Raw genomic sequence first — 23148 nt, 5'->3', positions numbered from 1 at the left:
TGATGCACCTCACCTCAGCAGCGGGAGCGGGCTTGCTCGCCAATGGGGTGCTTCAGTGACAAATCGGCTGACTGACACACCGCGTTCGCGAGCAAGCCCGCTCCCACACGGGGCAGTGCCCGCCTCACCCTATCAGCCGGCCGGCACAGGTGCCTTCCCATGTATCAACTGATCCTCGGTGGCGCCCGTTCCGGCAAGAGCCGCCTCGCCGAAAAGCTGGCGAGTGAGTGTGGCTTGCATGTCACCTACATCGCCACCAGCCAGCCGCTGGACGGCGAGATGAACGAGCGTGTCGCACTGCATCGCCAGCGCCGTCCCGATCATTGGGGGCTGATCGAAGAACCCATCGAGCTGGCGCGTGTACTGCGCGAAAGCGCCGCCGACGACCGCTGCCTGCTGGTGGATTGCCTGACCCTGTGGCTCACCAACTTGCTGATGCTGGAGAACCCCGCACGCCTGGCGTTCGAGCGCGATCAACTGCTGCAAACCCTGGCCTCGCTGCCAGGTGAAATCATTTTTGTCAGCAACGAAACCGGAATGGGTGTCGTGCCGCTGGGCGAATTGACTCGCCGCTATGTGGATGAAGCCGGTTGGCTGCATCAAGCCTTGGCCGAGCGGTGTCAGCGTGTGGTCCTGACCGTCGCCGGCCTGCCCCTGACTTTGAAAGGTACTGCGTTATGACTGACTCCTGGTGGCTCAACCCCTGCAAGGCCGTGAACACTTCGGCGCATGAACACGCGCTGGCTCGCCAGCAGCAACTGACCAAGCCAGCCGGCTCGCTCGGTCAGCTCGAAGCCATCGCGGTGCAATTGGCCGGCTTGCAAGGCCAGGTCAAACCTGCGGTGGATCAGGTGTGGATCGCCATCTTTGCCGGTGACCACGGCGTGGTTGCAGAGGGCGTATCGGCATTTCCACAGGCAGTGACCGGCCAGATGTTGCACAACTTTGTCACCGGGGGCGCGGCCATCAGCGTATTGGCGCGGCAGTTGAATGCGCAGCTGGAAGTGGTCGACCTCGGCACCGTCACGCCGTCGTTGGATCTGCCGGGTGTGCGTCATCTGAATATTGGCGCCGGCACGGCCAATTTCGTCAACGGCCCGGCGATGACCGCAGCGCAAGGGCGACTTGCCCTGCAAGCCGGGCGTGACAGTGCGCACCGTGCATTGCAAAACGGCGCACAGCTGTTTATCGGCGGCGAGATGGGCATCGGCAATACCACCGCCGCCAGCGCCTTGGCGTGCGCGTTGCTCGATTGCCAGGTGAGCGACCTGACCGGCCCGGGCACCGGCTTGAACGCCCAGGGCGTCAGCCACAAAGTGGCGGTGATTGAACGCGCGCTGGCCTTGCATGCGGCGCAACGTGACGACGCGCTGAACACGTTGTTCAACCTGGGTGGTTTCGAAATTGCCGCGTTGGTGGGGGCTTATCTGGCCTGCGCCCAGGAAGGCATCGTGGTGCTGGTGGACGGGTTTATCTGCACGGTTGCGGCGCTGGTGGCTACACGCCTGAATCCGGCGTGCCGGGAGTGGTTGGTGTTCGGCCACCGCGGCGCAGAGCCCGGTCATCGTCATGTGCTGCACAGCCTCGACGCGCAACCGCTGCTGGAACTGGGCCTGCGCCTGGGTGAGGGCAGCGGTGCGGCGCTGGCGGTGCCGTTGTTGCGCCTGGCGTGCGCGCTGCACGGGCAGATGGCGACGTTCGCCGAAGCCGCCGTGGCAGACCGCCCGGCATGACCTTGCACCTGGACCTGCTGCGCCACGGCGAAACCGAGCTGGGCGGCGGCCTGCGCGGCAGCCTGGACGACGCGCTCACCGCCAAAGGCTGGGAGCAGATGCGCACCGCCGTGGCAAAGCAGGGGCCGTGGGACCGGTTGGTCAGTTCGCCACTGCAACGCTGCGCGCTGTTCGCCCACGAGCTGGGCGCACGGCTTGGGGTGCCGGTGAGCTTGGAAAAGGATCTGCAGGAGCTGCACTTCGGCGCCTGGGAAGGGCAGAGCGCAGCGGCGCTGATGCAAACCGATGCCGAAGGATTGGGCCGGTTCTGGGCCGATCCCTACAGCTTTACACCGCCTGAAGGCGAGCGCGTCAGCGACTTTTCTGCACGCGTTCTCGGCGCCGTCTCACGTTTGCATCAGGCATATGCCGCACAGCGCGTGCTGTTGATCAGCCACGGTGGCGTGATGCGGCTGCTGCTGGCGCAGGCGCGCGGTTTGCCGCGTGAGCAGCTACTGAATGTCGAAGTCGGCCACGGTGGGCTGTTCAGCCTGCAGGTGATGGCCGACGGTCTGCTGAAGGAAGGAGTCTGAGGATGCTGGCGTTCTGGATCGCCCTGCAATTTCTCAGCAGCCTGCCGATTCGTCTGCCCGGCATGCCGCAGCCTCAGGAGTTGGGGCGTTCGTTGCTGTTTTACCCGGTGGTGGGGTTGCTGTTCGGGCTGCTGTTGTGGGCCCTGAACACCGCCCTGATGGGCGCACCGTTATTGCTGCATGCGGCGCTGGTGCTGACCGCCTGGGTGTTGCTCAGCGGCGGCTTGCATCTGGACGGGCTGGCGGACAGCGCCGATGCCTGGCTCGGCGGCTTTGGCGACCGCGAGCGCACGCTGACTATCATGAAAGACCCGCGCAGCGGGCCGATTGCCGTGGTCACTCTGGGGCTGGTGTTGTTGCTCAAGTTCACCGCACTGGTGGCCTTGATCGAGCAGCACAACGGCACGGCGCTGATTCTGGCGCCGCTGATCGGGCGTGCTTCGATGCTGGCGCTGTTCCTTACCACGCGCTACGTGCGTGCAGGCGGTTTGGGCCAGGCACTGTCGGATCATTTACCCAGGATCGTCGGCCAACAGGTGCTGATCCTCAGCGGTCTGGCCTGTGTGCTGATCGGCGGTTTCAGTGGCGGGATCGCTGTTTTACTCGCTGCGCTGTGCTTTATCGGGCTGCGTCAGTTGATGGTCAACCGGCTGGGTGGCACCACGGGTGACACGGCCGGCGCATTGTTGGAGTTGCTGGAAGTCGCGGTTTTGGTCGGCCTGGCGCTGTAACACTTTCTTGCATTTTCATAATCGCGGGTATATACACGCTCCATGCTTGCCTCCCAATGTTTATGCACCAACCTGCGACGTGCCGCCCGTGGCGTCAGCAGGCATTACGACGGCGCTCTCGACGGCTTCGGGATCAACGTTGCCCAGTATTCTTTGCTGTGTAACCTGCAGCGCCTCGATCAACCGAGCATTTCCAGCCTGGCCGAAGCCATGGGCCTGGACCGCAGTACCCTGGGGCGCAACCTGCGGGTATTGGAGGGCGAGGGCTTGGTGCAGTTGGTCGAGGGCGATGACCTGCGTAACCGCTTGGTGGTGTTGACCGTCGCCGGCGAAGAACGCCTGGCTGCCGCGTTGCCGGCTTGGGAGGCGGCGCAGCAGAAATTGATAGATCAGTTGGGCGCCGAGAAGCGTGAAACCTTGTTGGCCTTGCTGGACGAACTCGCCTGAGCGCGGGTTTGTTCGACTACAAGCGGGTATATACCCGCGAGCGGAGAATAAGAAATGACCTCGATGTGGCGCACCAGTGGCTGGGTTCTTGTGGGGAGTGCGCTGATCCTGGCGTTGTCGCTGGGCGTGCGGCACGGCTTTGGTCTGTTCCTGTCGCCGATGAGCATGGAATTTGGCTGGGGCCGTGAAACCTTTGCCTTCGCCATCGCCCTGCAAAACCTGATCTGGGGCCTGGCGCAACCGTTTACCGGCGCCTTGGCCGACCGCTTTGGCGCGACCAAGGCGGTGTTTGTCGGTGGGGTGCTGTACGCCGCAGGGCTGGTGTTGATGGGCATGTCGGATTCGGCGTGGTCGCTGTCGCTCAGCGCGGGTTTGCTGATTGGGATCGGCCTGTCGGGCACTTCGTTCTCGGTGATTCTCGGTGTGGTCGGCCGCGCCGTGCCGCCGGAAAAACGCAGCATGGCCATGGGCATTGCCAGCGCCGCAGGTTCGTTCGGCCAGTTTGCGATGGTGCCGGGCACCTTGGGCCTGATCAGCTGGCTGGGCTGGTCGGCCGCTTTGTTGGCGTTGGGCCTGATGGTGGCGCTGATTCTGCCATTGGTGGCGATGCTCAAGGACAAACCGCTGCCGGCGATGGTCGGCCAGCAAACCCTGCGTGAAGCCCTGAAAGAGGCCTGCTCGCACTCCGGCTTCTGGCTACTGGCGTTCGGTTTTTTTGTCTGCGGTTTCCAGGTGGTGTTTATCGGCGTGCACTTGCCGGCGTACCTGGTGGACCAGCATCTGCCGGCCACGGTGGGTACCACGGTATTGGCGTTGATCGGCCTGTTTAACGTGTTTGGCACTTATACCGCTGGCTGGCTCGGCGGGCGCATGTCCAAGCCGCGTTTGCTCACCGGCCTGTACCTGTTGCGCGCGGTGGTGATCGTGCTGTTCCTGTGGGCGCCGGTGACCGAAGTGACGGCCTACCTGTTCGGCATGGCCATGGGCTTTCTGTGGCTGTCCACCGTGCCGCTGACCAACGGCACTGTCGCGACGCTGTTTGGCGTGCGAAACCTCTCGATGCTCGGTGGGATTGTGTTTCTGTTCCACCAGCTCGGTTCGTTCCTCGGCGGCTGGTTGGGCGGGGTGGTCTATGATCGAACCGGCAACTACGATTTGATCTGGCAGGTGGCGATTCTTTTGAGCCTGCTCGCTGCGGCCCTCAACTGGCCGGTGCGCGAGCGGCCGGTGGCGCGCTTGCAGGCGCAGATGGAGGCGGCATGAGTTTGACGGCAAGAGGGTTGCTGATCTCGGCAGGCCTGGTTCTGTTGCTGCTGGCCTGGTGGGGCTGGCAGCACGGCGGGCTGGCATTGATGCAACTGGGGATGTCGATCTGTTAAGTTCTGTGTCTGATCTGACTCAAGGACCTTCGACATGCTGATGCGCTGGCTCGCTGTACCCGTCCTGATGGCTGTAGGCAGTCTGGCCATGGCGGCCAGTTGCCCGCCGTTGCTGGAGGGGCAATTGCCCAAGTTGCGGGCCAAGGAATCCATCGATTTGTGCCAGCGCTTTGCCGGCAAACCCCTGGTCATCGTCAATACCGCCAGCTTTTGTGGTTTCGCGCCGCAATTCAAAGGCCTCGAAGCGTTGTATCAGCGCTACAAGGGCCAGGGGCTGGAAGTGATCGGCGTGCCGTCCGACGACTTCAAGCAGGAAGCCAAGACTGGTGAAGAGACCGCCAAAGTTTGCTACGTGAATTACGGCGTGACCTTCACGATGACCGAGCCGCAGACGGTCAAGGGGCCGGATGCGGTGCACCTGTTCAAAATTCTGGCGCAGCAGACCAGCGCGCCGAAGTGGAATTTCTATAAGTACGTGGTGGATCGCCAGGGCAAGGTGATTGCCAACTTTTCCAGTTTGACCAAGCCGGACAGCCCGGACCTGATCAAGGCGGTGGAGGCAGCGCTGGCCTCGAAGCCCTGATCGCCGGCCATTAAAAAGCCCCGCCTCCTGTGCAGGAGAGCGGGGCTTTTTTATACGCGTTGGATCAGAACTTGTACGTCACACCCAGGCCGAAGCCGTTGGCGCTGTTTTCGTACTTGGCGCTGTAGGACGAACCCAGTGCGTTGGTCTTGTTGACCTTGACTGGCTCTTCCTTCAGGTAGGAGTAAGCCACGTCGACGATCATGTTCGGCATTACTTCGTAGCCCAGGCCAACACTGAAAATGGTCCGGTCGCCGGTAGGGATGCGTGGCGAACGGTCAGTGTTGTTGGTTGGCGACTGGTCGAAAGTCAGGCCGGTACGCAGTACCACTTGTTTGGTGACTTGGTACGAAGTACCCAAGGCATAGGCCCAGGTGTCATGCCAGTTCTGTGGCTCGGTGATGGTACCCACGATCTGCGGAGCGACCAGGCCGCCAGCTCGGGTAACGCCCTGGTTGTCGACAGTGATGTCTTTCAGGCGGCTCCAGCGAGTCCAGGTGGAACCGGCGTAGAGTTTCCAGGCATCGCTCAGGTCCTGTGTCACGGACAGGTCGTAAGACTCAGGCGTATCAATGCTCAACGACGCATCGTAGCGGCCGCTTGCCAGCAGTGGAGCCGTCGGGGTCGGTGCCGATACTTCGGTGTGGCCTTCAAGCTTGTAGCTGACTTTGGAGTGGTAAGTCAGGCCCACGCGCGTGGTATCGGTGGCTTGTACCAGCACGCCGACGTTGAAGCCAACAGCCGTGTCGTCACCTTTGATCGTGACGTTGGTATTCGGGACAGCCGGGTTTGTCGACAGAGCCAACTCAGATTCCAGCTTGCCGGAAATACGGTTGATGGTCGGGCCAAAACCGATGGAAACACGATCGTTGAAGGCGTAGCTGACGGTTGGCTGCAAGGTGATAACCGACACTTTGCTGTAGCTGCCGAACGAGCGACCCTGGAAGCCCCTCTCATAATCGGTAACCAGGCCGAAAGGTGCATAAACACCAACGCCGACGGCCCACTGATCATTGAGTTTGTTGGTGTAGAAACCAAACGGGACCGCCGTGAAGGGCACCATGTCGCCTTTGTTACTGCCGAAAGAACGGCCGCTGGCGTTTTTGATGTCAGTCGAGGCATCGATAGCGGCTACACCACCGGTAATCTGCTGGCCTTCGAGGCGGGCCATACCGGCAGGGTTACCGTACACAGTGCTGGCGTTATCGGCAGAAGAAGAGCGGCCTGCGAACCCCGTACCCATACCGGCGACGTCTTGTTCGTTCAGGGCAAAGCCGCTTGCGAACAGTTGGGAGGATGCCATGGCAACGGTGAGGCTAAGTGTGGTCTTGAGCATTACTTTTTTCATTATTAGAACTCCGTGGTGATCACCGCTGCGGAAAGTATCAATAATTTTAAGTTAGCGCTATAGGCCGTAATGTCGGAGATAGAGCGGTTTTGTAGGACAATCCGACCAGATTCGAAGGTTTTAGCCGAATCTTGCAAAACGCCTGATCAACAAATGGCCTGATTCATGGGTAAAACACAGGTTTGCCAGGCTTGGGTGAAATCCCGCAGCCGACCTTGAGGGTGAAATATTTCTTTCCAGATACGTGCCATGGCCAGTACGTCACCCGGTGGCGGCAGGGCAGGACGATGCTGTTCTACCAGCAGCCAGGCAATGGCGGTGGCGTAGCGCAGGTTGACGGTCAGCTCAAGCTGGGGCGCGCTGAGGAATGCATGTTGACTGGCCAGCCCACGTACCAGGCTGGCGCGCTCGGGGTCTTGGGCAAGGTAGTCGTCCCACAGGGCGCGATGACGAGGTTCGGTGATGCTGTACAGGCCGTGGCCGCGCCGATCATGCAGGGCGGAGCCGAGTTCCGATTGGCTGGCGGCAATGCCCAGCAGCAGGGATTCAGCTGTCGGGTTATGGCGGCCGAGATAAATCAACGTCGGCCTGATCACATAACGACACAATTCGCTGGCGGCGATACCCATACGAGCCTCAATCCATGGAAGTGGTCGACGAAGCCTGAGAGGGGAGCTTGGCAGCAGTGAATCGGACCTCAGGCTCGTCGCAAGCGGATCATGCCGCTTGAGTTGAAGTGTAGTGTCATATTTGTGATGTAAAGGACTGTTTTTAAAACATCTTCTTCATTTAGTTATAACGTTTATATCTATTCGAACTTAGTGCAAGTACTCAAAAGCCGAATTTCGGGCAATAAAAAACCCTGCGTTTCAAGCAGGGTCTTTTGGGTTTCAGCGACTCGGGTCGATCAGGCAATCAATGCCTGACGGGTACGCTCGATCACGGCCTGCAGCGGCTCTGCGCTGGAGTATTGATCGGGGTACAGGCGTTCGCTGTGACGAGCGATGCCGTGTTCGTTGACCAGGGTGAAGCTGAAGCAGCCTTTGCGAGCGGCCATGATCAGGCAGTTCATTGGTGCAAAAGCGTTGGTGAGGGTGCGAATGGCATCCTGAGTGTGGATTTGAGCGGACATATTATTGGTGTTCCTACAAATGACACGGTTAAGAACCGTGCAACGTTAAAACGTTCCAGTAACGTTGATCACCATTGATCAAACGAAGAACCCGACTGGAACAAAGCAGCCAGTTTGAAGCGCTAATAAGTTAGGCGCGCTTGGGCTGGCAGGTAGGTACTTAGGAGGGCAGGCAACACAACAGGGGCAAAGGTTCTGGGCCCGGGGTGAAGATCCTGATCAATTTGCAGGCTGGTTCGTTCAGAGTATTGAAACTTCGCGGCACCCTTTGCTTGTTCAAAGGCAGTGTCGTCGCAAGGAATACCTGGAAACCATCGAGGTGGTCGATCCCGTGTTGTTCAGGGGAGTTGTTCGACCAGAATTGACTTTCAGCTTGGTACTAACGCCGCGGATAGTAACGGATTGAAACACGGAAGAGAAGTGTGCTAGCCAAAAAACTTAATTCAGCCGCCCAACAACCCGCGGTAGACCAGCACGGTGGCCGCCGCGGCCAATGAGCAGCCGAGTCCGTAGGCCGCCAGGGTCAAGCGCCAGGACCGGCCGGTCTCGATCACATTCATCACCTCGCGCATGTCGTTGATTCGGCCTTCACTCAACTCTATGCACAGCATTACGGCAGTAAACGCCGCTGATACCAGGATGGCGATGGCAAACAGCGCGCCGTCGGGGGAGGGCAGCGCGGCATTGACCGCCAATGAGGTTACACAGATGGCCAGCAGCAACACGGCGAATAAGAGGATTCCTTTCATCGAGCCTTGGTAGGTTGCGTGTGGGAGTGGGCCAGTGTGGCGAGCCGGCGAGGATTTGAAAAGTGCCTGGTTTGGCCTGTCGGTAACATTTTTAGGACGTGTCGAAGCAAAAAACCGGCGCCATATAGCCAGTGGGTGGGTACTTGTGCACATTAGTTGCGAGGTATGTAACCCGTCTGTCAACGGCCTGGAAGCGCCGCCATTTGCCTGCAATGAAAATTTAAGTCAATGAAAAATATCGCTTTTTTTTATTGGTGAAAAAATCGTCAGTTTGACTGCGGCCCCCGTTCCATGGGCCTTTGCGCGCGTTAAAGGTGGGTTGTCCACTGAGTTATCCACAGCTTCTGTGGATTGTCCCAAGCGCTTGCTCTAGAACGGGCGTGCAGGGATTTTTCAGCTTTACCTGTAGGAAAAAAAGAGTAGAGTGGCGCGCCTTCCGTTCTGTCCCGCAGTGCTTTATGAAGTTTCGCTCAGTATCACCATCTGTTACCGACACCCCTCAGACTGTTACCGCACCCAAGCGTTTCTCCTTGAAAGTCGCCTTGTGGTTGCTCGACAGCCCGCGCCTGGGGCACAGCACCAACGTCAAGCACTTCGCCGGGCGCTTGCTCAAGCAACCGGCCCGAGAAGGTGTGGTTGCCGCGCAGAGCCGCCTGGGCCAGCTGATGTGCCGTGAGTGCGGCAACGCCCGCGACCGCCGCATCGGCCATGACCTGTTGCGCCTGGCTGCCCGTGCCGGCGACCGCCGCGCCCAGCGCGAACTGGGGCAGGTCGAAGACTGAGCTGTCCTCAAGCCCCACGCTTGGTTAACCTTGCTCTTTTTCGGTGATGGCAGAAATGGCGATGGCTTTTGACTGGACCAGTATTGCCTTGGGCCTGGCTGGCGCTGCAGTGCCTTTATTGGCCCTGTGCTGGCAGCTCCAACGGCGGCTGAGCGCGCGCATGACCGGCTGGGAACTGCTCGAAGAGCGCCTGGCCACCGCGCAACTGGCCCAGGAAGGGCTGGCCGCGCAACTCGACGCCAGCCGCGACGAGATCAGTGACCTGAGCCAGGCCAACGCCGCCAAACAAGCTGACCTGGCGGCCGTTCGCCGTGAAGTCGAATTGCTCCAAATCGACCGCGATAACGCCCGCGACGCCGCCCACGCCTGGAACCTCGACCGCAGCGCCAAGGAAACCGAGCTGCGCCGCCTCGATGCGCTGTCCTCGGCGTTGCGCGCCGAACTGCGCGAACAACAGGAAAGCCATCAACAACGCCTTGCTGACCTGCAAGGCTCGCGGGACGAGCTGCGTGCGCAGTTCGCCGAGCTTGCCGGCAAGATCTTCGACGAACGTGAGCAACGGTTTGCCGAAACCAGCCAGGAACGCCTGGGCCAGTTGCTCGACCCGCTCAAGGAACGCATCCAGTCGTTTGAAAAGCGCGTGGAAGAGAGCTACCAGAATGAAGCGCGCGAGCGCTTCTCCCTGGCCAAGGAGCTTGAGCGCCTGCAGCAACTGAACCTGCGACTGTCGGACGAGGCCACCAACCTCACGCGCGCGCTCAAGGGCCAGAAAACCCAGGGCAACTGGGGCGAGCTGATTCTTGAGCGCGTGCTTGAACATGCCGGGCTGGAGAAGGGCCGCGAGTATCAGACCCAGGTCAGCCTCAAAGGCCCGGACGGCGAGCGCTTCCAGCCGGACGTGTTGATCATGCTGCCCGGCGACAAGCAGGTGGTGGTCGATTCCAAGGTCAGCCTCACCGCCTATCAGCAGTACGTTGCAGCGGATGACGATGTGATCGGCCAGGCGGCGCTGAAACAGCACGTGCTGTCCCTGCGCAATCACGTCAAAGGCTTGGCCGGCAAGGATTACAAGCGCCTCGAAGGTCTGCACAGCCTGGATTTCGTGCTGTTGTTCGTGCCGATAGAAGCTGCGTTTTCCGCCGCGTTGCAGGCTGAGCCGAACCTATTCCAGGAAGCGTTCGACCGCCATATCGTGATTGTCAGCCCCACCACCTTGCTGGCCACCCTGCGGGTGATCGACAGCCTGTGGAAGCAGGAACGCCAGAGCCAGAACGCGCGGGAGATTGCCGAGCGCGCCGGCTGGCTGTATGACAAGTTCGTATTGTTTATTCAGGACCTGGATGAAGTCGGCAACCGCCTGCAGCAGCTGGATAAAGCCTACAGCGCGGCGCGAAACAAGCTGACGGATGGCCGTGGAAATCTGGTCAGCCGAACCGAGCAGTTAAGGTTGCTGGGTGCGCGTGCGAGCAAGAGCCTGCCGGCGGATTTGCTCGAACGGGCGATGACCGACTCCGATGGCGTCGCACACTTACCGGAGTAGCACACGGTCAATGTGGGAGCTGGCTCGCCTGCGATAGCGGTGGTGACTGCTCCACTGCTATCGCAGGCAAGCCAGCTCCCACAGGGGGATTGAGTTCAGTCATTCCTACAATGGCAAATGCCGACTCAACAACGCGCGCAACGCCGCAGGCTTCACCGGCTTGGCCAAATAATCCAACCCTGCGGCATGCACCTCGGCCACCATTTCCGGGCGCCCATCGGCGCTGATCACCACCCCGGGAATCGGCTCCGCCAGTTGCGCGCGCAGCCAGCCCATCAACTCCGTGCCTGTCTCGCCGTGGTCCAGGTGGTAGTCCACCAGCGCCAGTTGCGGGCGCACGCCCTCGGCCAGCAACGCCGCACATTGCGCCTGATCGGTAGCGGTCCACACCTCGCAACCCCAGCGCGTGAGCAGGCTGCGCATGCCGATCAGGATGCTTTCTTCATTGTCCACACACAGCACCTGGGCACCGCTCAACGGCAGCCCGTTATCCTGCGTGGTCTTGACCTTGGGGCTGGCCTGGTTACGCGCCAACGGCACACGCACGCTGAACACGCTGCCTTTGCCCGGCCACGAACGCACGCTCAAACGATGGCCGAGCACTCGGCACAGGCCGTCGGCGATTGCCAGGCCCAGGCCCAGGCCCTTTTCGGCGCGGGTCTGGTGGCTGTCCAGGCGCTTGAACTCTTCGAAGATCACCTGTTGTTTATCCAGCGGGATGCCAGGGCCGCGATCCCACACTTCCAGGCACAGTTCACCCTTGCGTCGGCGTACGCCAAGTAGCACCGGGCCGTCGGCGTAGCGGAATGCGTTGGTAAGAAAATTCTGCAGGATCCGCCGCAGTAACTTGATGTCGCTGTCCACCCGCAGACGGCTGCCACGCAGGCGAAAACGCAGGCCTTGCTCGTGGGCCAGTGCCTTGAATTCTGCTCCCAGGGTGTCGAACAACTCGTTGAGGACGAAGGGCTGTCGCTGGGGATTGATCTTGCCGTTTTCCAGGCGCGAGATATCCAGCAGGTCGCTGATCAGGTCTTCGGCAGAGCGCAGCGAGCTGTCCAGGTGCTGCACCAACTGGCGGGCTTCGGCAGACAGACCGTCGTTCTGGTGGGAGAGGGCGGCGGAGAACAATCGTGCCGCGTTCAACGGCTGCATCAGGTCGTGGCTCACTGCCGCCAGAAAGCGCGTCTTCGATTGGCTGGCGGATTCGGCCACGCCTTTGGCGTCGGTGAGCGCCACATTCAGTTGCGACAGTTCATGGGTGCGTTCGGTCACCCGTTGTTCCAGGCCCTCGTTGGCCTCGGTCAGGGCTTGTTCGGCTTCACGGAACGCGGTGATGTCGGTGAAGCTCATGACGAACCCGCCGCCGGGCATCGGGTTGCCGATCAGCTCGATCACGCGCCCATTCGGAAACAGGCGCTCGGACGTATGCGCACGGCCCTGGCGCATCCAGTGCAGACGCCGCGCGACGTGCACTTCGGCTTCCCCTGGCCCGCATAAGCCGCGCTCGGCGTTGTAGCGAATGATGTCGGCAATCGGCCGGCCCACACTGATCAAACCGTCGGGGTAGTTGAACAGCTCCAGATAGCGCCGGTTCCAGGCCACCAACTTCAGCGACTGGTCGACCACGCTGATGCCCTGGGTGATGTTTTCGATGGCGCCCTGCAGCAGCGCGCGGTTGAACTGCAGCACTTCGGAGGCTTCGTCGGCGATACGTACGACGTCCTCCAGTTGCATTTCCCGCCCTTCAATTGCGGCTTTTACGACGGCGCGTGTCGAAGAGGCGCCGAGCACGCCCGCCAATAGGCGTTCGGTATGGGCAATCCAATCGTTGTCGGCATTCTGGTTGGGGTTGAAGCCTTTGCCCTGGCGATAGGCGAAGCGGATAAAACTCTGCTGGGCACGTTCTTCACCGACAAAGCGCGCCGCCAGGCTCAGCAGGTCGCTGATCTGCACCGACAACATCGAGCGCGCGCTGGCGCGTTGGCTGATTTCCTGGCCGATAAAGCGTCCGGCCTGCCAGTGCTCCGAGACCCGTGTGCGCGACAGCATCGAGACCCACACAAACAGCGTGAAGTTACCCGCCAGCGAGAGCACGGTGCCCAAGGTCAGCGAGGTCACGGAGAAGCCAAACGGGTGTGAATGCATCCACGTCAGCCCGGGGAAAAGGCTCAGCGACCAGCCCAGACTTTTCGCCGTGACCGGTAGGACCAAGGTGTAGAACCACAAAAACGTGCCCGCCGCCAACCCAGCGAACACGCCGCGCCGGTTCGCCTGCTTCCAATACAGCGCGCCCAGCATCGCCGGGGCCAGTTGGGTGACTGCCGCGAAGGCGATCTGGCCGATGGTCGCCAGGCTCGCGGTGGAGCCGAGCAGCCGGTAACTCACGTAGGCCAGCAGCAGGATGATCACAATGCTGACCCGGCGCACCGAGAGCATCCAGTGGCGGAACACTTCGAACGGCCGCTCGGCACTGGAGCGTCGCAGCAGCCACGGCAGCAACATGTCGTTGGACACCATGGTCGACAGGGCGATGCTGGCCACGATCACCATGCCGGTCGCTGCCGACGCACCGCCAATAAACGCCAGCACAGCGAGGGCCGGGTGCGCCTCGGCCATGGGCAGGCTGATCACGTAGGAGTCCGGCAATACCGAGCCGGGCAGCAGCATTTTGCCGCCAAGGGCGATGGGGATGACGAACAGCGCGGCGAGGATCAGGTAGGCCGGGAACACCCACTTGGCCAGGCGTAAGTCTTGCGGGTCGATGTTTTCCACGACGGTGACGTGAAACTGCCGGGGCAGGCAGATAATCGCCATCATCGCCACGCCGGTTTGCACCACCATTGACGGCCAGTTGATGGTTTCTTTCCAGTATTCCTCAAGGCGCGGCGCCAGCATCGCCTGGCTGAACAGGTCGCCGAATCCGTCGTACAAGCCGTAGGTCACAAACGCGCCGACAGCGAGAAAGGCGAACAGCTTGACCAACGATTCAAAGGCAATCGCCAGCACCATGCCACGGTGGTGCTCGGTGGCGTCGAGGTTGCGTGTACCAAACACGATGGTGAACAGCGCCAGCACCAGCGACACGATAAGGGCCGTGTCCTGGGCGCGCGTGCCGGTGGTGTCGGGGCCGGAGCCGATCAACAGGTTCACGCCCAGCACGATGCCTTTGAGCTGCAAGGCGATGTAGGGCAACACGCCGACCAGGCAAATCAGCGCCACTACCACCGCCAGCGACTGGGATTTGCCGTAGCGCGCGGCGATGAAGTCGGCGATGGAGGTAATGTTTTCCTGCTTGCTGATCAGAATCATCTTCTGCAGCACCCAGGGTGCCAACACCAACAGCAGCACCGGTCCTAGATAGATCGGTAAAAATGCCCACAGCTGTTCGGCGGCCTGGCCTACCGCGCCGAAGAAGGTCCAGCTGGTGCAGTAGACGGCCAGCGACAGGCTGTACACCCAGGCGCGCACCTTCGGCGGCAACGGCGCATGGCGGCGGTCACCGTAAAAGGCGATGGCAAACATAATGGCCATATAGGCCAGGGCAACGGCGGCGATCAGCCCGCTGGACAGCGTCATGGTAACTCCGAGCATAAGAACACCCAGGCATTCCAGGCCCGGTGGGACAGTCTCGCATGATGCTTGGGGTTAGTCAGTGTCGACCAAGGTCGTGTGCAGGATCTGGCTTATGTAGCTGCTGGCTGGTGTGGGAGCTGGCTTGCCTGCGATTCAGGCGCTGCGGTGTGAACGTTGCACCGTGGCGATGCTATCGCGGGCAAGCCCGGCTCCCACCCAAGCCCGCGCCTACCGTTCGCGGGGCGGCAGGGTTTTTTGGCGCAGGATATAGATTGTCACCAGCACGGCACTGGTCAGCATGAAACCGCGTGCCCATGGCAGCGGCACCAGGTAGCAGGAGAAACCAATGCTCAACCACATCAGGCCGAGTGCGTAGACCTTGCCCTTGAGCGGAATGCCATTGCCGTCCAGGTAGTCTTTGATCCACGGGCCCAGGCGCGGGTGTTCCACCAGCCAGTGGTAGAAACGCGGGGAGCTTCGAGCGAAGCAGGCGGCGGCGAGTAGCAGGAAGGGCGTGGTCGGCAATACGGGAAGGAAGATGCCGATCACTCCCAGCGCCACGCTCAACCAGCCGATGGCCAGCAGTGCGTAACGCAGGAGCAGCGAGCGATTGCCCATGGAGGACACGGGCAAAAGACTCAGTGGTGACGTGGCTTGAGGATCGCCGGTTTTTCGTCAGGGGCGTTGCACAACAGGTACAGGGCGGTCAGGGCTTCCGGGATCTGTACGATCATGTCGTCCATCAGGTTGGCGTCGGAAGCGATGTCGGAGAATTCAGGCTGGTCGTCGAACAGACCCGAACCGACCATGATCGGCAGCAGCATTTCGCTGACTTCTTCCTCGGCGGTTTCGAACCAGGCCGCTTCGCGCAGGAACACACCTTCCATGAAGCCGATGCACCAGCCGCGCAGGTCGGAGTCATCCGGGTCTTCGCCCAGGTCCAGCTCGCAAGGCAGCTCGAATTCCTCGTCGGAAGCCAGTTGGCGACCGATGTGGGCCTTGAGGGCCAGCAGGGTGGATTCGATTTCTTCGCGTTGGGCGGCATCGGCATAGTGCGGCTCTTCGGCGAACAAGGCGTCGATCCACTCACGGTCCGGCACGATGTCGGAAGAGATCGACAGGGCGGTCAGGTAGCCGTGGGCGGCCACGTAGTCCAGCGCCTCGTCATGCAGCTCATCGGCGTCGAGGAAGGCTTGCAGGCGGGTTAGTTGCTCAGCGAAGGACATTACGGCATACCTTGGGAATAAACGATGCGCAATTCTAGGCTTTCTTGAGCCCCCAGGCCAGCTGCAAGGCATATTTGCCAGGTTTAGATAGCAGTCGCTGTTCGTCAGTGGCGCCCTTTGCGGACCGACGCTCGGGTATACTGCCGCGTTTTGTGATGCCCCTGCAGGCCCAGCGCCCACCCGCGAAAACTTCGCTTACGGATTATTTCCCGTGAAGCCGGGGTTTTTCGGCCAGCCTGTACAGAGGGATTTCGGCACCATTTTGGAGTTTTACATGCTCGAGCAGGCTCAACGCGTCCTCAAGGACATCTTCGGCTACGACAGTTTTCGTGGCCGCCAGGGTGCGATCATTGAGCGCGTGGCCAGTGGCGGTGATGCCCTGGTGCTGATGCCTACCGGCGGCGGCAAGTCGTTGTGCTTCCAGGTGCCGGCGCTGTTGCGTAACGGCCTGGCCGTGGTGGTATCGCCGCTGATAGCGTTGATGGACGACCAGGTCGCCACCCTTGAAGAGCTTGGTGTCGCCGCCGCGTCCTTGAACTCCACCCTCAGCGCCGAGCAACAGCGCGACTTGGCCGCGCGCATCAAGCGCGGTGAAGTGAAGATGCTTTACCTGGCCCCTGAGCGTCTGGTGCAGCCGCGCATGCTGGCGTTTTTGCAGAGCCTGGAAATCGCCCTGTTCGCCATCGATGAAGCCCACTGCGTATCGCAATGGGGCCACGATTTCCGTCGCGAATATTTGCAGCTGGGCCAGTTGGCGGAATTGTTCCCCGACGTCCCGCGCATCGCGTTGACGGCCACTGCCGACAAACGCACCCGTGAAGAAATCGTCGAGCGCCTGCATTTGCAGAACGCCGAGCGCTTCCTGTCGAGCTTCGACCGGCCGAACATCTTCTACCGCATCGTGCCCAAGGAGCAGCCGCGCAAGCAGTTGCTGGCGTTCCTGTCCGAGCGGCGCAGCGATGCGGGCATCGTCTATTGCCTGTCGCGCAAGAAGGTCGATGAAGTGGCCGCGTTCCTCTGCGAGCAAGGCTACCCGGCGCTGCCGTACCACGCGGGCCTGCCCAATGAAACGCGCTCTGCCCACCAGAAGCGCTTTCTCAACGAGGAAGGCCTGATCATGGTGGCGACCATCGCGTTCGGCATGGGCATCGACAAATCCAACGTGCGCTTTGTCGCGCACATGGACTTGCCCAAGTCCCTCGAGGCGTATTACCAGGAAACCGGCCGCGCTGGCCGTGATGGCCTGCCGGCGGATGCCTGGATGGTCTACGGCCTGCAAGACGTGGTGATGCTCAAGCAGATGCTGCAGAACTCCGAGGGCGACGAGCGTCACAAGCGTTTGGAGCAACACAAGCTCGACGCGATGCTGTCGCTGTGTGAGGAGACGCGCTGCCGCCGCCAAACGCTGCTGGCGTACTTCGACGAAGACATGCCCGAGCCGTGCGGCCACTGCGACAACTGCGTGGACGGCGTGCAGACCTGGGATGCCACCGAGCCGGCGCGCCAGGCGTTGTCGGCCATCTATCGCACCGGCCAGCGTTATGGCGTGGGCCATCTGGTGGATGTGTTGCTGGGCAAGGACAACGAAAAAGTGCGCAGCTTCGGCCACGAAAAACTCTCGGTCTATGGCGTCGGCAAAGCCCGCGCTGAAGGCGAGTGGCGCTCATTGTTCCGCCAGATGGTCGCCCGCGGCCTGGTGGACATCGACCTCGAAGGCTATGGCGGCCTGCGCCTGAACGACAGTTGCCGGCCATTGCTCAAGGGCGAAGTGAGCCTGGAGCTGCGTCGCGACCTCAAACCGCAGACCACGGCCAAGAGCAGCACCAGCCAGGCCAGCCAGTTGGTCCGTGGCGAAGAGCGCGAGCAATGGGAAGCCTTGCGCACCCTGCGACGCAAACTTGCGCAGGAACACAGTGTGCCGCCTTACGTTATTTTCCCCGACTCCACGTTGCTGGAGATGCTGCGCGAGCAGCCGACCACCATGGCCGAAATGGCCCGGGTCAGCGGCGTCGGCGCGCGCAAGCTGGAACGCTATGGGCAAGCCTTCCTCGAAGTGCTCGGCGGCCAGGCCGAGGCGCCGAAGGAAGTCGCCGATATTCGCCACGAACTGATCAGCCTGGCGCGTGCCGGCATGACCCCGATCCAGATTGCCGGTCAACTGCAATGTTCGGAAAAAAACGTCTATACCCTGCTGGCCGAATCCATCGGCAAGCAGCAGTTGTCGTTGGAGCAAGCCCTTGATTTGCCGGAAGATCTGCTCGGTGAAATCCAGGATGCATTCCTCGACGGAGAGGGCGAATTGCCACCAGTTGCGGAGATCGCGCCGCTGTTTACCGGGCGTGTGCCTGAGGGTGTTTTGTATTGCGTGCGGGCTGCTTTGCAGTCGGAATTCGAAATTTAGTGTGCCAATTGCGCCAATGTAACGAATCAGTACATAGCGGCCCTTGCCTCCTGGCATGGCTCATGCTTAGCTGACTAATAATTAGCCACACTTTATTTTCAGTCTAAACCATGAGTTTTTTATGCCTTTAACCGATCAACACCGCTTTGGCATGCAGTTGGCGCAAATGTCCCGAGGTTGGCGCGCCGAACTGGACCGCCGCTTGGCGGGGCTGGGTTTGTCCCAGGCGCGTTGGCTGGTGCTGTTGCACCTGGCCCGTTTTGCGGAAGCGCCCACTCAGCGCGAGCTGGCTCAAAGTGTTGGCGTCGAAGGGCCGACGCTGGCCCGCCTGCTCGACAGCCTTGAAGGCCAGGGTCTGGTGCAACGCCAGGCGGTGCTTGAAGACCGTCGTGCCAAACGCATATTGCTGTGCGACACCGCCCGCCCATTGATCGACCAGATTGAAACCATTGCCACAGCGTTGCGCCATGAGCTGTTTGTGGGCGTGGATGAAGAGGATTTGCGCGTGTGCATGCGTGTGCATGGGCACATCCTGGCGAATCTGGAAAAGTCCTGATCCGGGATTCACCAGAAATTAAAAAGTGGGAGCTGGCTTGCCAGCTCCCACTTTTTTTGTGCGCTGCCTAGAACGTCTGGCCGAGGTTCAGGTACACCGCCTGCTGATCGTCATCATTGAACCCATAGCTGAAATTCAGCGGCCCCAGCGGCGTATCAAACCCCAGGAAAACACTCGCAGCGTTGATGTAACCGCTGTCGAATTGATTGTCGTTGTTCCACGCCCGGCCGCGTTCCACCGAGGCCCCCAGGTACAGCGGGAAGTCCAGCGGCAGGTACGAGCGCGGCGTCAGGCGGCGGTAGTACACCGCGCGCATCAGGGCGATGTTCTGCCCCGAGATTGCATCTTCGCGAAAGCCCGACAATTGCCGCGCACCGCCCAGCAGGAAGCTGGATACCACCACGTCGGATTTATCCAGCGTGCGCCCGTAACGACCGCCCAGTATGAGCGTGTCCGGGCCGCGGCTCATGGCCTTGTCCAGTTTGAACTCCCACTGACGATAGCGCTGGTCCGAGCCTAACCCTGGCTCGAATTCGCGGAACGCCAGGCCGATGTCTTCGCCGGTGTGCGGGAAGTACACGTTATCGAGCGAGTCGAACGAGTACTTCAGTTCATAGAAGCCCTCGCTGAAGCTCACGCTCGGCAGGTCGCGGTCGCCGATGCGCACGTCCGCCTTGCCCCAGGCTTCGCCGACGCCGAAGCGGATCTCGCCGCTGTTGCCGATCTGGCGGCCGACGTTCAAGCCAAAGCCATAACGCTCCAGGCGGTATTCGGAGATGGGGTCGTTGTCCAGAATCAGTTCAACGTTCTGCGCCTGGGCACTGATATAGGGCGCGACGAAGTAGCGTGAGCCGACATCCAGTGGCTGGTAGAACTCGCTGTACAGCTCTTGGCGATCACCGATCTGCACCCGCGTCAGCCATTCGGCGCCGAGGCGGTTGATGCCATTCATGCGGTAGCTGGCGCCGAGGTTGAAGGCGCTGTCGCCGCGCATGTCATCCGACAGGTTCAGGCCCAGGCGCAAGTAGTCGGTGCCGCTGCGTTTGCCGCGTGCACTGATCACCAGGGTGTTGTCCTGGCCCTTTTTCACTACGCGGTATTGCACCTGCTCGAAGTAGTCCAGGCCGTACAAGGTGCCCATGTCGGTTTGCAGACGGCCCAGGTTCAGCGGCTCGCCCAGGTTTTGGCGGATGTAGTAGCGGATCACGTCATCGCTGACCTTCGAGTCGTTTTCCACCTTGATGGCGGTGATCACGGGGGTGCGCTCGCCGGGTGTGCGGGCGGCGATCAGTTGCGGGTCGACAGGCTCAGCAGGACGCAGGTGCGCCAGGCGTACATCAAGCGCGCGGGTGGCGCGGTAGCCGGCGTCGATCATGTCCTTGGCGCGGCCGAAGTCCGTCACGCCGTAGGCCGCCAGCGGCGGTTGGATCAGCACATCCTTGGGGTGCAGCGCCTTGAGTTGCTCTTCGGAGTTGCGCCGGGTCATCAGGGTGATCGACTGGTTGAGCACATCGACCACAGTGGCAAGTTGCTTGCGCGAACGCAGCGGGGTGCCGATGTCGACCACGATGGCGATGTCGACGCCCATCTCGCGCGCCACGTCCAGCGGGATGTTGTCGGTCATGCCGCCGTCCACCAGCAGCCGGCCGTCGATTTCCACCGGGGCGAACACCGCCGGAATCGACATGCTCGCGCGGATCACCTGGGGCAGGTGGCCTTTGTTGAACACGACTTTTTCGCCGGTGGTGATGTCGGTGGCCACTGCGCGGAACGGGATCGGCAGCTTGTCGAAGTTACGCGTGTTGCTGCTGTGGGCGAACATGCTTTCCAGCAGCAGTGCCAGGTTCTGACCCTGAATCACTCCGAGTGGCAGGCCGAGGCTGCCGTCGTCGCGGAAACTGAGCTTCTGCTTGACCAAAAAGTCACGGTCATCCTGCTTGCGTCGAAACGGCACGTCTTCGCGCGGCGGTGCGTCGGACAGCGCTTGTTGCCAGTCAATATTCAGCGCGAGCTTTTCCAGCTCATCAATCTTGTAGCCCGAGGCGTACAGCCCGCCAATCACCGCGCCCATGCTGGTGCCGGCAATCGCATCGATCTGGATCCCTTGCTCTTCCAGGGCCTTGAGCACACCAATATGCGCCAGGCCACGCGCGGCGCCGCCGGACAGCACGAGGCCGATTTTGGGGCGGGGTGTTTCAACGGCGTCGGCGAGCAGTGGAAGCAAACACAGAAACAGGCAAGACAACAGGCGGCGCATCATGAATCTCGAGGCTGGGCGAAAGGCCGGTATTATAGCCACCCGATCCACCCAGCCCGTTATGCCAGGAACCTCTCAAATTATGTCGCTGAGCAAACCCGAGATCGTCATCACCTATTGCACCCAGTGCCAGTGGCTGTTGCGCGCCGCGTGGCTGGCCCAGGAGTTGTTGAGTACGTTTGCCGATGACCTGGGCCGTGTGGCGCTGGAGCCGGCCACCGGCGGCGCGTTTCGCATCACCTGCGATGGTGTGCAGATCTGGGAGCGCAAGGCCGACGGTGGCTTCCCCGAAGCCAAGGTGCTCAAGCAGCGCGTGCGTGACCAGATCGACCCGCAGCGCGATCTGGGCCATAACGACCGCAAAGCCTGAGCATCAGGCCGTCGCCGCAGGCGCTTTGGCCTGGCTGGTGCTGCCCATCAGCCCGGAAAGCACGATGGCGACGATGATCAGCGCGCCGCCCAGCAGCATGCGCAAGGTTGGGGTTTCGGCAAACAGCACCCAGGCCGCGGTGATGCCGTAGACCGGCTCCATGGCAAACACCACCGAGGCGGTGCGCGCCTTGATCACCGCCAGGCTGGCGACAAACAGGCTGTGGGCCAGGCCGGTACAGAACACCCCGAGCAGCCCGATCCACAACCAGTCAATTGCCCGCACATCCGCCAGTCCGGGTGCCGCCACCGGCAGCAGACAAGCCGCGACCACCACGTTCTGACACAGCGCCGCCTGCACCGCGGGGATGCGCCCGGAACTGGCGCGGTTGTTCAGCGACAGCAGCGAAAACAGCAGGCCCGAGGCAATGCCCCAGAGCAGGCCGCCGGTGGCTGAGCTGGCGAGGTTGAAGTCTGGCGTCACCAGGATCAGGCCGACACTGACCAGTACCACCAGCAGCACTTCATTGGCACGAATGCGCTCGCGGAAGATCAGCCCTTCGAGAATCACGGTAAACGCCGGGAACGCGGTAAACCCAAGCGTGGCGACGGCCACGCCGGCGACTTTGACCGCGATGAAGAAGGTCACCCAATGCGCCGCGAGCAGCACGCCGCTGATCAGCAGGCGGCGCCAGTCGCGCATCTGGAGTGTTTTCCAGGTGGTGTTGCTGGCGAATCGCGCAAACACGGCGAGCGCCACCACGGCGAAGGCCGCCCGGCCGAAGACGATGATGGCGGGCGAGGCCGCCGCCAGCTTGCCGAATACGCCGGTGAGGCCAAACATCAGTGCGCCGATATGCAGGGCGCCAAGGGCTGAGCGGGGAGTCATTGCGATCCTTGAACCAACGGGGTGACAGAATCGCAGTCTAGAGGTTGGAGGTGTGGGCGTCTGTCGTCCGGCTCGCGTTTTTTGTCGCAAGACTATGATGAGCGCCGCAATGCGCCCGGTGATGCGCCAAATTCGCGCAACATCGCGGCGGCAAACGCACTTTGCGAGCTGTAGCCGACGCGCTCGGCAATGTCGCCGATGGGCTGCGGCGTGTTGCGCAACAGGTTCAAGGCCATCTGCAGGCGGCGCCCGCGAATGTAGTCCATCGGCGTCTGCCCGCACTCGGCGATAAAGCGCGCGTGCAGGCGCGCGACCGACAGGCCGGCAATGCGCGCAAGGTCTGCGACCTGCAACGGATGCGCAACGTGTCGCTCGATATGCGCATCAAACGCCGCATACGGCAGGCGCCGCCCCGGCGTCGGTTGGGCCTGCGGGTGATTGAGGCTGGCCAATAACAGCACCGCGCCTTGCTGCACGATCAACGGGTCATCCACCGGGCTGTGCGCCAGCCATTGCACCAGCTGGCTTTGCCGCGAATCCAGAGTCAGGCGTGCCGGTTGATCGAGCAGGCGGCGGCTGGCGTCGGCATGCTCGCCCAAGGAGTCCAGCACCCAGTGTTCGGTGGGCACATCCAGCACCAGGCACCGGCTGCCATCGCGGCTGCCGCAGGCGTGGTGAGCGGAAAAGGGCAGCACCATCACGCTGCTTTCGCGCACCTGGCTGCCCCGGCCATCGACTTCCAGGTCCAGGTGCCCGGACAGGCCGAACACCAACTGCGCATGGTCATGGCTGTGGGCAAGAGGCTCTTCGAGGTAGTGGCGCAGCGTGAGCGTCGGTCTCATCGCGGTCTCCTGAGGGTGCAGGGCGCCAGTCTACAACGC

22 protein-coding genes are annotated in these 23148 nt (G+C 61.6%); 12 read left to right on the top strand and 10 right to left on the bottom strand.

Annotated features, from left to right (window positions below; translation table 11 throughout):
* Window positions 1-159: 159 nt before the first annotated feature.
* The 7 genes from cobU to ABWL43_RS20950 all read left to right on the top strand — a co-directional run bounded on the left by cobU (window position 160) and on the right by ABWL43_RS20950 (window position 5445).
* The gene (cobU, locus tag ABWL43_RS20980) at window positions 160-681 is read left to right on the top strand and encodes a bifunctional adenosylcobinamide kinase/adenosylcobinamide-phosphate guanylyltransferase (RefSeq protein ID WP_404484078.1); all 522 of its coding nucleotides are present in this window, start codon (window positions 160-162) and stop codon (window positions 679-681) included.
* Window positions 678-1733 (top strand): nicotinate-nucleotide--dimethylbenzimidazole phosphoribosyltransferase, encoded by a 1056-nt coding sequence (gene cobT / locus ABWL43_RS20975; protein WP_404484076.1) that lies wholly within the window; start codon window positions 678-680, stop codon window positions 1731-1733. The genes cobU and cobT overlap by 4 nt, the downstream gene beginning before the upstream one ends.
* Complete coding sequence (gene cobC, locus ABWL43_RS20970; RefSeq protein WP_145158937.1) at window positions 1730-2305, top strand: alpha-ribazole phosphatase family protein; 576 nt, start codon at window positions 1730-1732, stop codon at window positions 2303-2305. Before cobT ends, cobC begins: the two co-directional genes overlap by 4 nt.
* A 2-nt stretch (window positions 2306-2307) precedes the next feature.
* On the top strand, window positions 2308-3036 hold the full coding sequence (locus ABWL43_RS20965) for an adenosylcobinamide-GDP ribazoletransferase (protein ID WP_124418180.1): 729 nt from the start codon (window positions 2308-2310) through the stop codon (window positions 3034-3036).
* Between the two features lie 42 nt (window positions 3037-3078).
* Window positions 3079-3483, top strand: a complete 405-nt coding sequence (locus ABWL43_RS20960) for a MarR family winged helix-turn-helix transcriptional regulator (protein ID WP_106576421.1) — start codon at window positions 3079-3081, stop codon at window positions 3481-3483.
* A gap of 54 nt (window positions 3484-3537) precedes the next feature.
* Complete coding sequence (locus ABWL43_RS20955) at window positions 3538-4746, top strand: MFS transporter (RefSeq protein WP_404484072.1); 1209 nt, start codon at window positions 3538-3540, stop codon at window positions 4744-4746.
* Window positions 4747-4896: 150 nt separating this feature from the next.
* Window positions 4897-5445 (top strand): glutathione peroxidase, encoded by a 549-nt coding sequence (locus ABWL43_RS20950; protein ID WP_404484069.1) that lies wholly within the window; start codon window positions 4897-4899, stop codon window positions 5443-5445.
* Between the two features lie 64 nt (window positions 5446-5509).
* Here the strand turns inward: ABWL43_RS20950 and ABWL43_RS20945 are convergent, their stop codons facing one another.
* The 4 genes from ABWL43_RS20945 to ABWL43_RS20930 all read right to left on the bottom strand — a co-directional run bounded on the left by ABWL43_RS20945 (window position 5510) and on the right by ABWL43_RS20930 (window position 8674).
* Window positions 5510-6793 carry an OmpP1/FadL family transporter gene (locus tag ABWL43_RS20945; RefSeq protein WP_145158929.1) on the bottom strand — a complete coding sequence of 428 codons (1284 nt, stop codon included), beginning with the start codon at window positions 6791-6793 and terminating at the stop codon, window positions 5510-5512.
* Between the two features lie 146 nt (window positions 6794-6939).
* Window positions 6940-7422 carry a hypothetical protein gene (locus ABWL43_RS20940; protein WP_106576425.1) on the bottom strand — a complete coding sequence of 161 codons (483 nt, stop codon included), beginning with the start codon at window positions 7420-7422 and terminating at the stop codon, window positions 6940-6942.
* A gap of 278 nt (window positions 7423-7700) precedes the next feature.
* The gene (locus ABWL43_RS20935) at window positions 7701-7925 is read right to left on the bottom strand and encodes a hypothetical protein (protein WP_106576426.1); all 225 of its coding nucleotides are present in this window, start codon (window positions 7923-7925) and stop codon (window positions 7701-7703) included.
* A gap of 443 nt (window positions 7926-8368) precedes the next feature.
* Window positions 8369-8674 carry a hypothetical protein gene (locus ABWL43_RS20930; protein WP_242195657.1) on the bottom strand — a complete coding sequence of 102 codons (306 nt, stop codon included), beginning with the start codon at window positions 8672-8674 and terminating at the stop codon, window positions 8369-8371.
* A 458-nt stretch (window positions 8675-9132) separates the two neighbouring features.
* Between ABWL43_RS20930 and ABWL43_RS20925 the strand changes: the two genes are divergently transcribed.
* Together ABWL43_RS20925 and rmuC are read left to right on the top strand one after the other, a co-directional pair.
* Window positions 9133-9456 (top strand): hypothetical protein, encoded by a 324-nt coding sequence (locus ABWL43_RS20925; protein ID WP_043293316.1) that lies wholly within the window; start codon window positions 9133-9135, stop codon window positions 9454-9456.
* 175 nt (window positions 9457-9631) lie between these two features.
* Complete coding sequence (rmuC, locus tag ABWL43_RS20920) at window positions 9632-10996, top strand: DNA recombination protein RmuC (protein WP_178119661.1); 1365 nt, start codon at window positions 9632-9634, stop codon at window positions 10994-10996.
* A 105-nt stretch (window positions 10997-11101) separates the two neighbouring features.
* Here rmuC and ABWL43_RS20915 read toward each other — a convergent pair whose 3' ends face one another.
* The 3 genes from ABWL43_RS20915 to ABWL43_RS20905 form a co-directional block, all read right to left on the bottom strand.
* Window positions 11102-14572: a NahK/ErcS family hybrid sensor histidine kinase/response regulator gene (locus ABWL43_RS20915; RefSeq protein WP_404484064.1), complete on the bottom strand. Its 3471-nt coding sequence runs from the start codon at window positions 14570-14572 to the stop codon at window positions 11102-11104.
* A 225-nt stretch (window positions 14573-14797) separates the two neighbouring features.
* Window positions 14798-15187 carry a YbaN family protein gene (locus ABWL43_RS20910; RefSeq protein ID WP_145158921.1) on the bottom strand — a complete coding sequence of 130 codons (390 nt, stop codon included), beginning with the start codon at window positions 15185-15187 and terminating at the stop codon, window positions 14798-14800.
* A gap of 20 nt (window positions 15188-15207) precedes the next feature.
* Window positions 15208-15795: a YecA family protein gene (locus tag ABWL43_RS20905; RefSeq protein WP_106576431.1), complete on the bottom strand. Its 588-nt coding sequence runs from the start codon at window positions 15793-15795 to the stop codon at window positions 15208-15210.
* A 274-nt stretch (window positions 15796-16069) separates the two neighbouring features.
* On the opposite strand from ABWL43_RS20905, the gene recQ reads away from it, so the two are divergent.
* Together recQ and ABWL43_RS20895 are read left to right on the top strand one after the other, a co-directional pair.
* Window positions 16070-18196: a DNA helicase RecQ gene (gene recQ, locus ABWL43_RS20900; RefSeq protein WP_053258024.1), complete on the top strand. Its 2127-nt coding sequence runs from the start codon at window positions 16070-16072 to the stop codon at window positions 18194-18196.
* 121 nt (window positions 18197-18317) lie between these two features.
* Window positions 18318-18752, top strand: a complete 435-nt coding sequence (locus tag ABWL43_RS20895) for a MarR family transcriptional regulator (protein ID WP_106576432.1) — start codon at window positions 18318-18320, stop codon at window positions 18750-18752.
* 67 nt (window positions 18753-18819) lie between these two features.
* Here the strand turns inward: ABWL43_RS20895 and ABWL43_RS20890 are convergent, their stop codons facing one another.
* Window positions 18820-21009 (bottom strand): patatin-like phospholipase family protein, encoded by a 2190-nt coding sequence (locus ABWL43_RS20890; RefSeq protein WP_262208284.1) that lies wholly within the window; start codon window positions 21007-21009, stop codon window positions 18820-18822.
* Between the two features lie 82 nt (window positions 21010-21091).
* On the opposite strand from ABWL43_RS20890, the gene ABWL43_RS20885 reads away from it, so the two are divergent.
* Window positions 21092-21379, top strand: coding sequence for a SelT/SelW/SelH family protein (locus ABWL43_RS20885; RefSeq protein WP_242195653.1), 288 nt, complete (start codon window positions 21092-21094; stop codon window positions 21377-21379).
* A gap of 3 nt (window positions 21380-21382) precedes the next feature.
* Here ABWL43_RS20885 and ABWL43_RS20880 read toward each other — a convergent pair whose 3' ends face one another.
* Both ABWL43_RS20880 and ABWL43_RS20875 read right to left on the bottom strand, forming a co-directional pair.
* Window positions 21383-22267: a DMT family transporter gene (locus ABWL43_RS20880; protein ID WP_404484059.1), complete on the bottom strand. Its 885-nt coding sequence runs from the start codon at window positions 22265-22267 to the stop codon at window positions 21383-21385.
* Between the two features lie 92 nt (window positions 22268-22359).
* Window positions 22360-23109 carry an AraC family transcriptional regulator gene (locus ABWL43_RS20875; RefSeq protein ID WP_404484057.1) on the bottom strand — a complete coding sequence of 250 codons (750 nt, stop codon included), beginning with the start codon at window positions 23107-23109 and terminating at the stop codon, window positions 22360-22362.
* Window positions 23110-23148: the final 39 nt, after the last annotated feature.

This window comes from Pseudomonas sp. HT11 (assembly GCF_044875395.1).
GTDB lineage: Bacteria > Pseudomonadota > Gammaproteobacteria > Pseudomonadales > Pseudomonadaceae > Aquipseudomonas.
The sequence above is the reverse complement of the archived record's forward strand: the minus strand, read 5'-3'. Positions and strand labels throughout refer to the sequence as shown.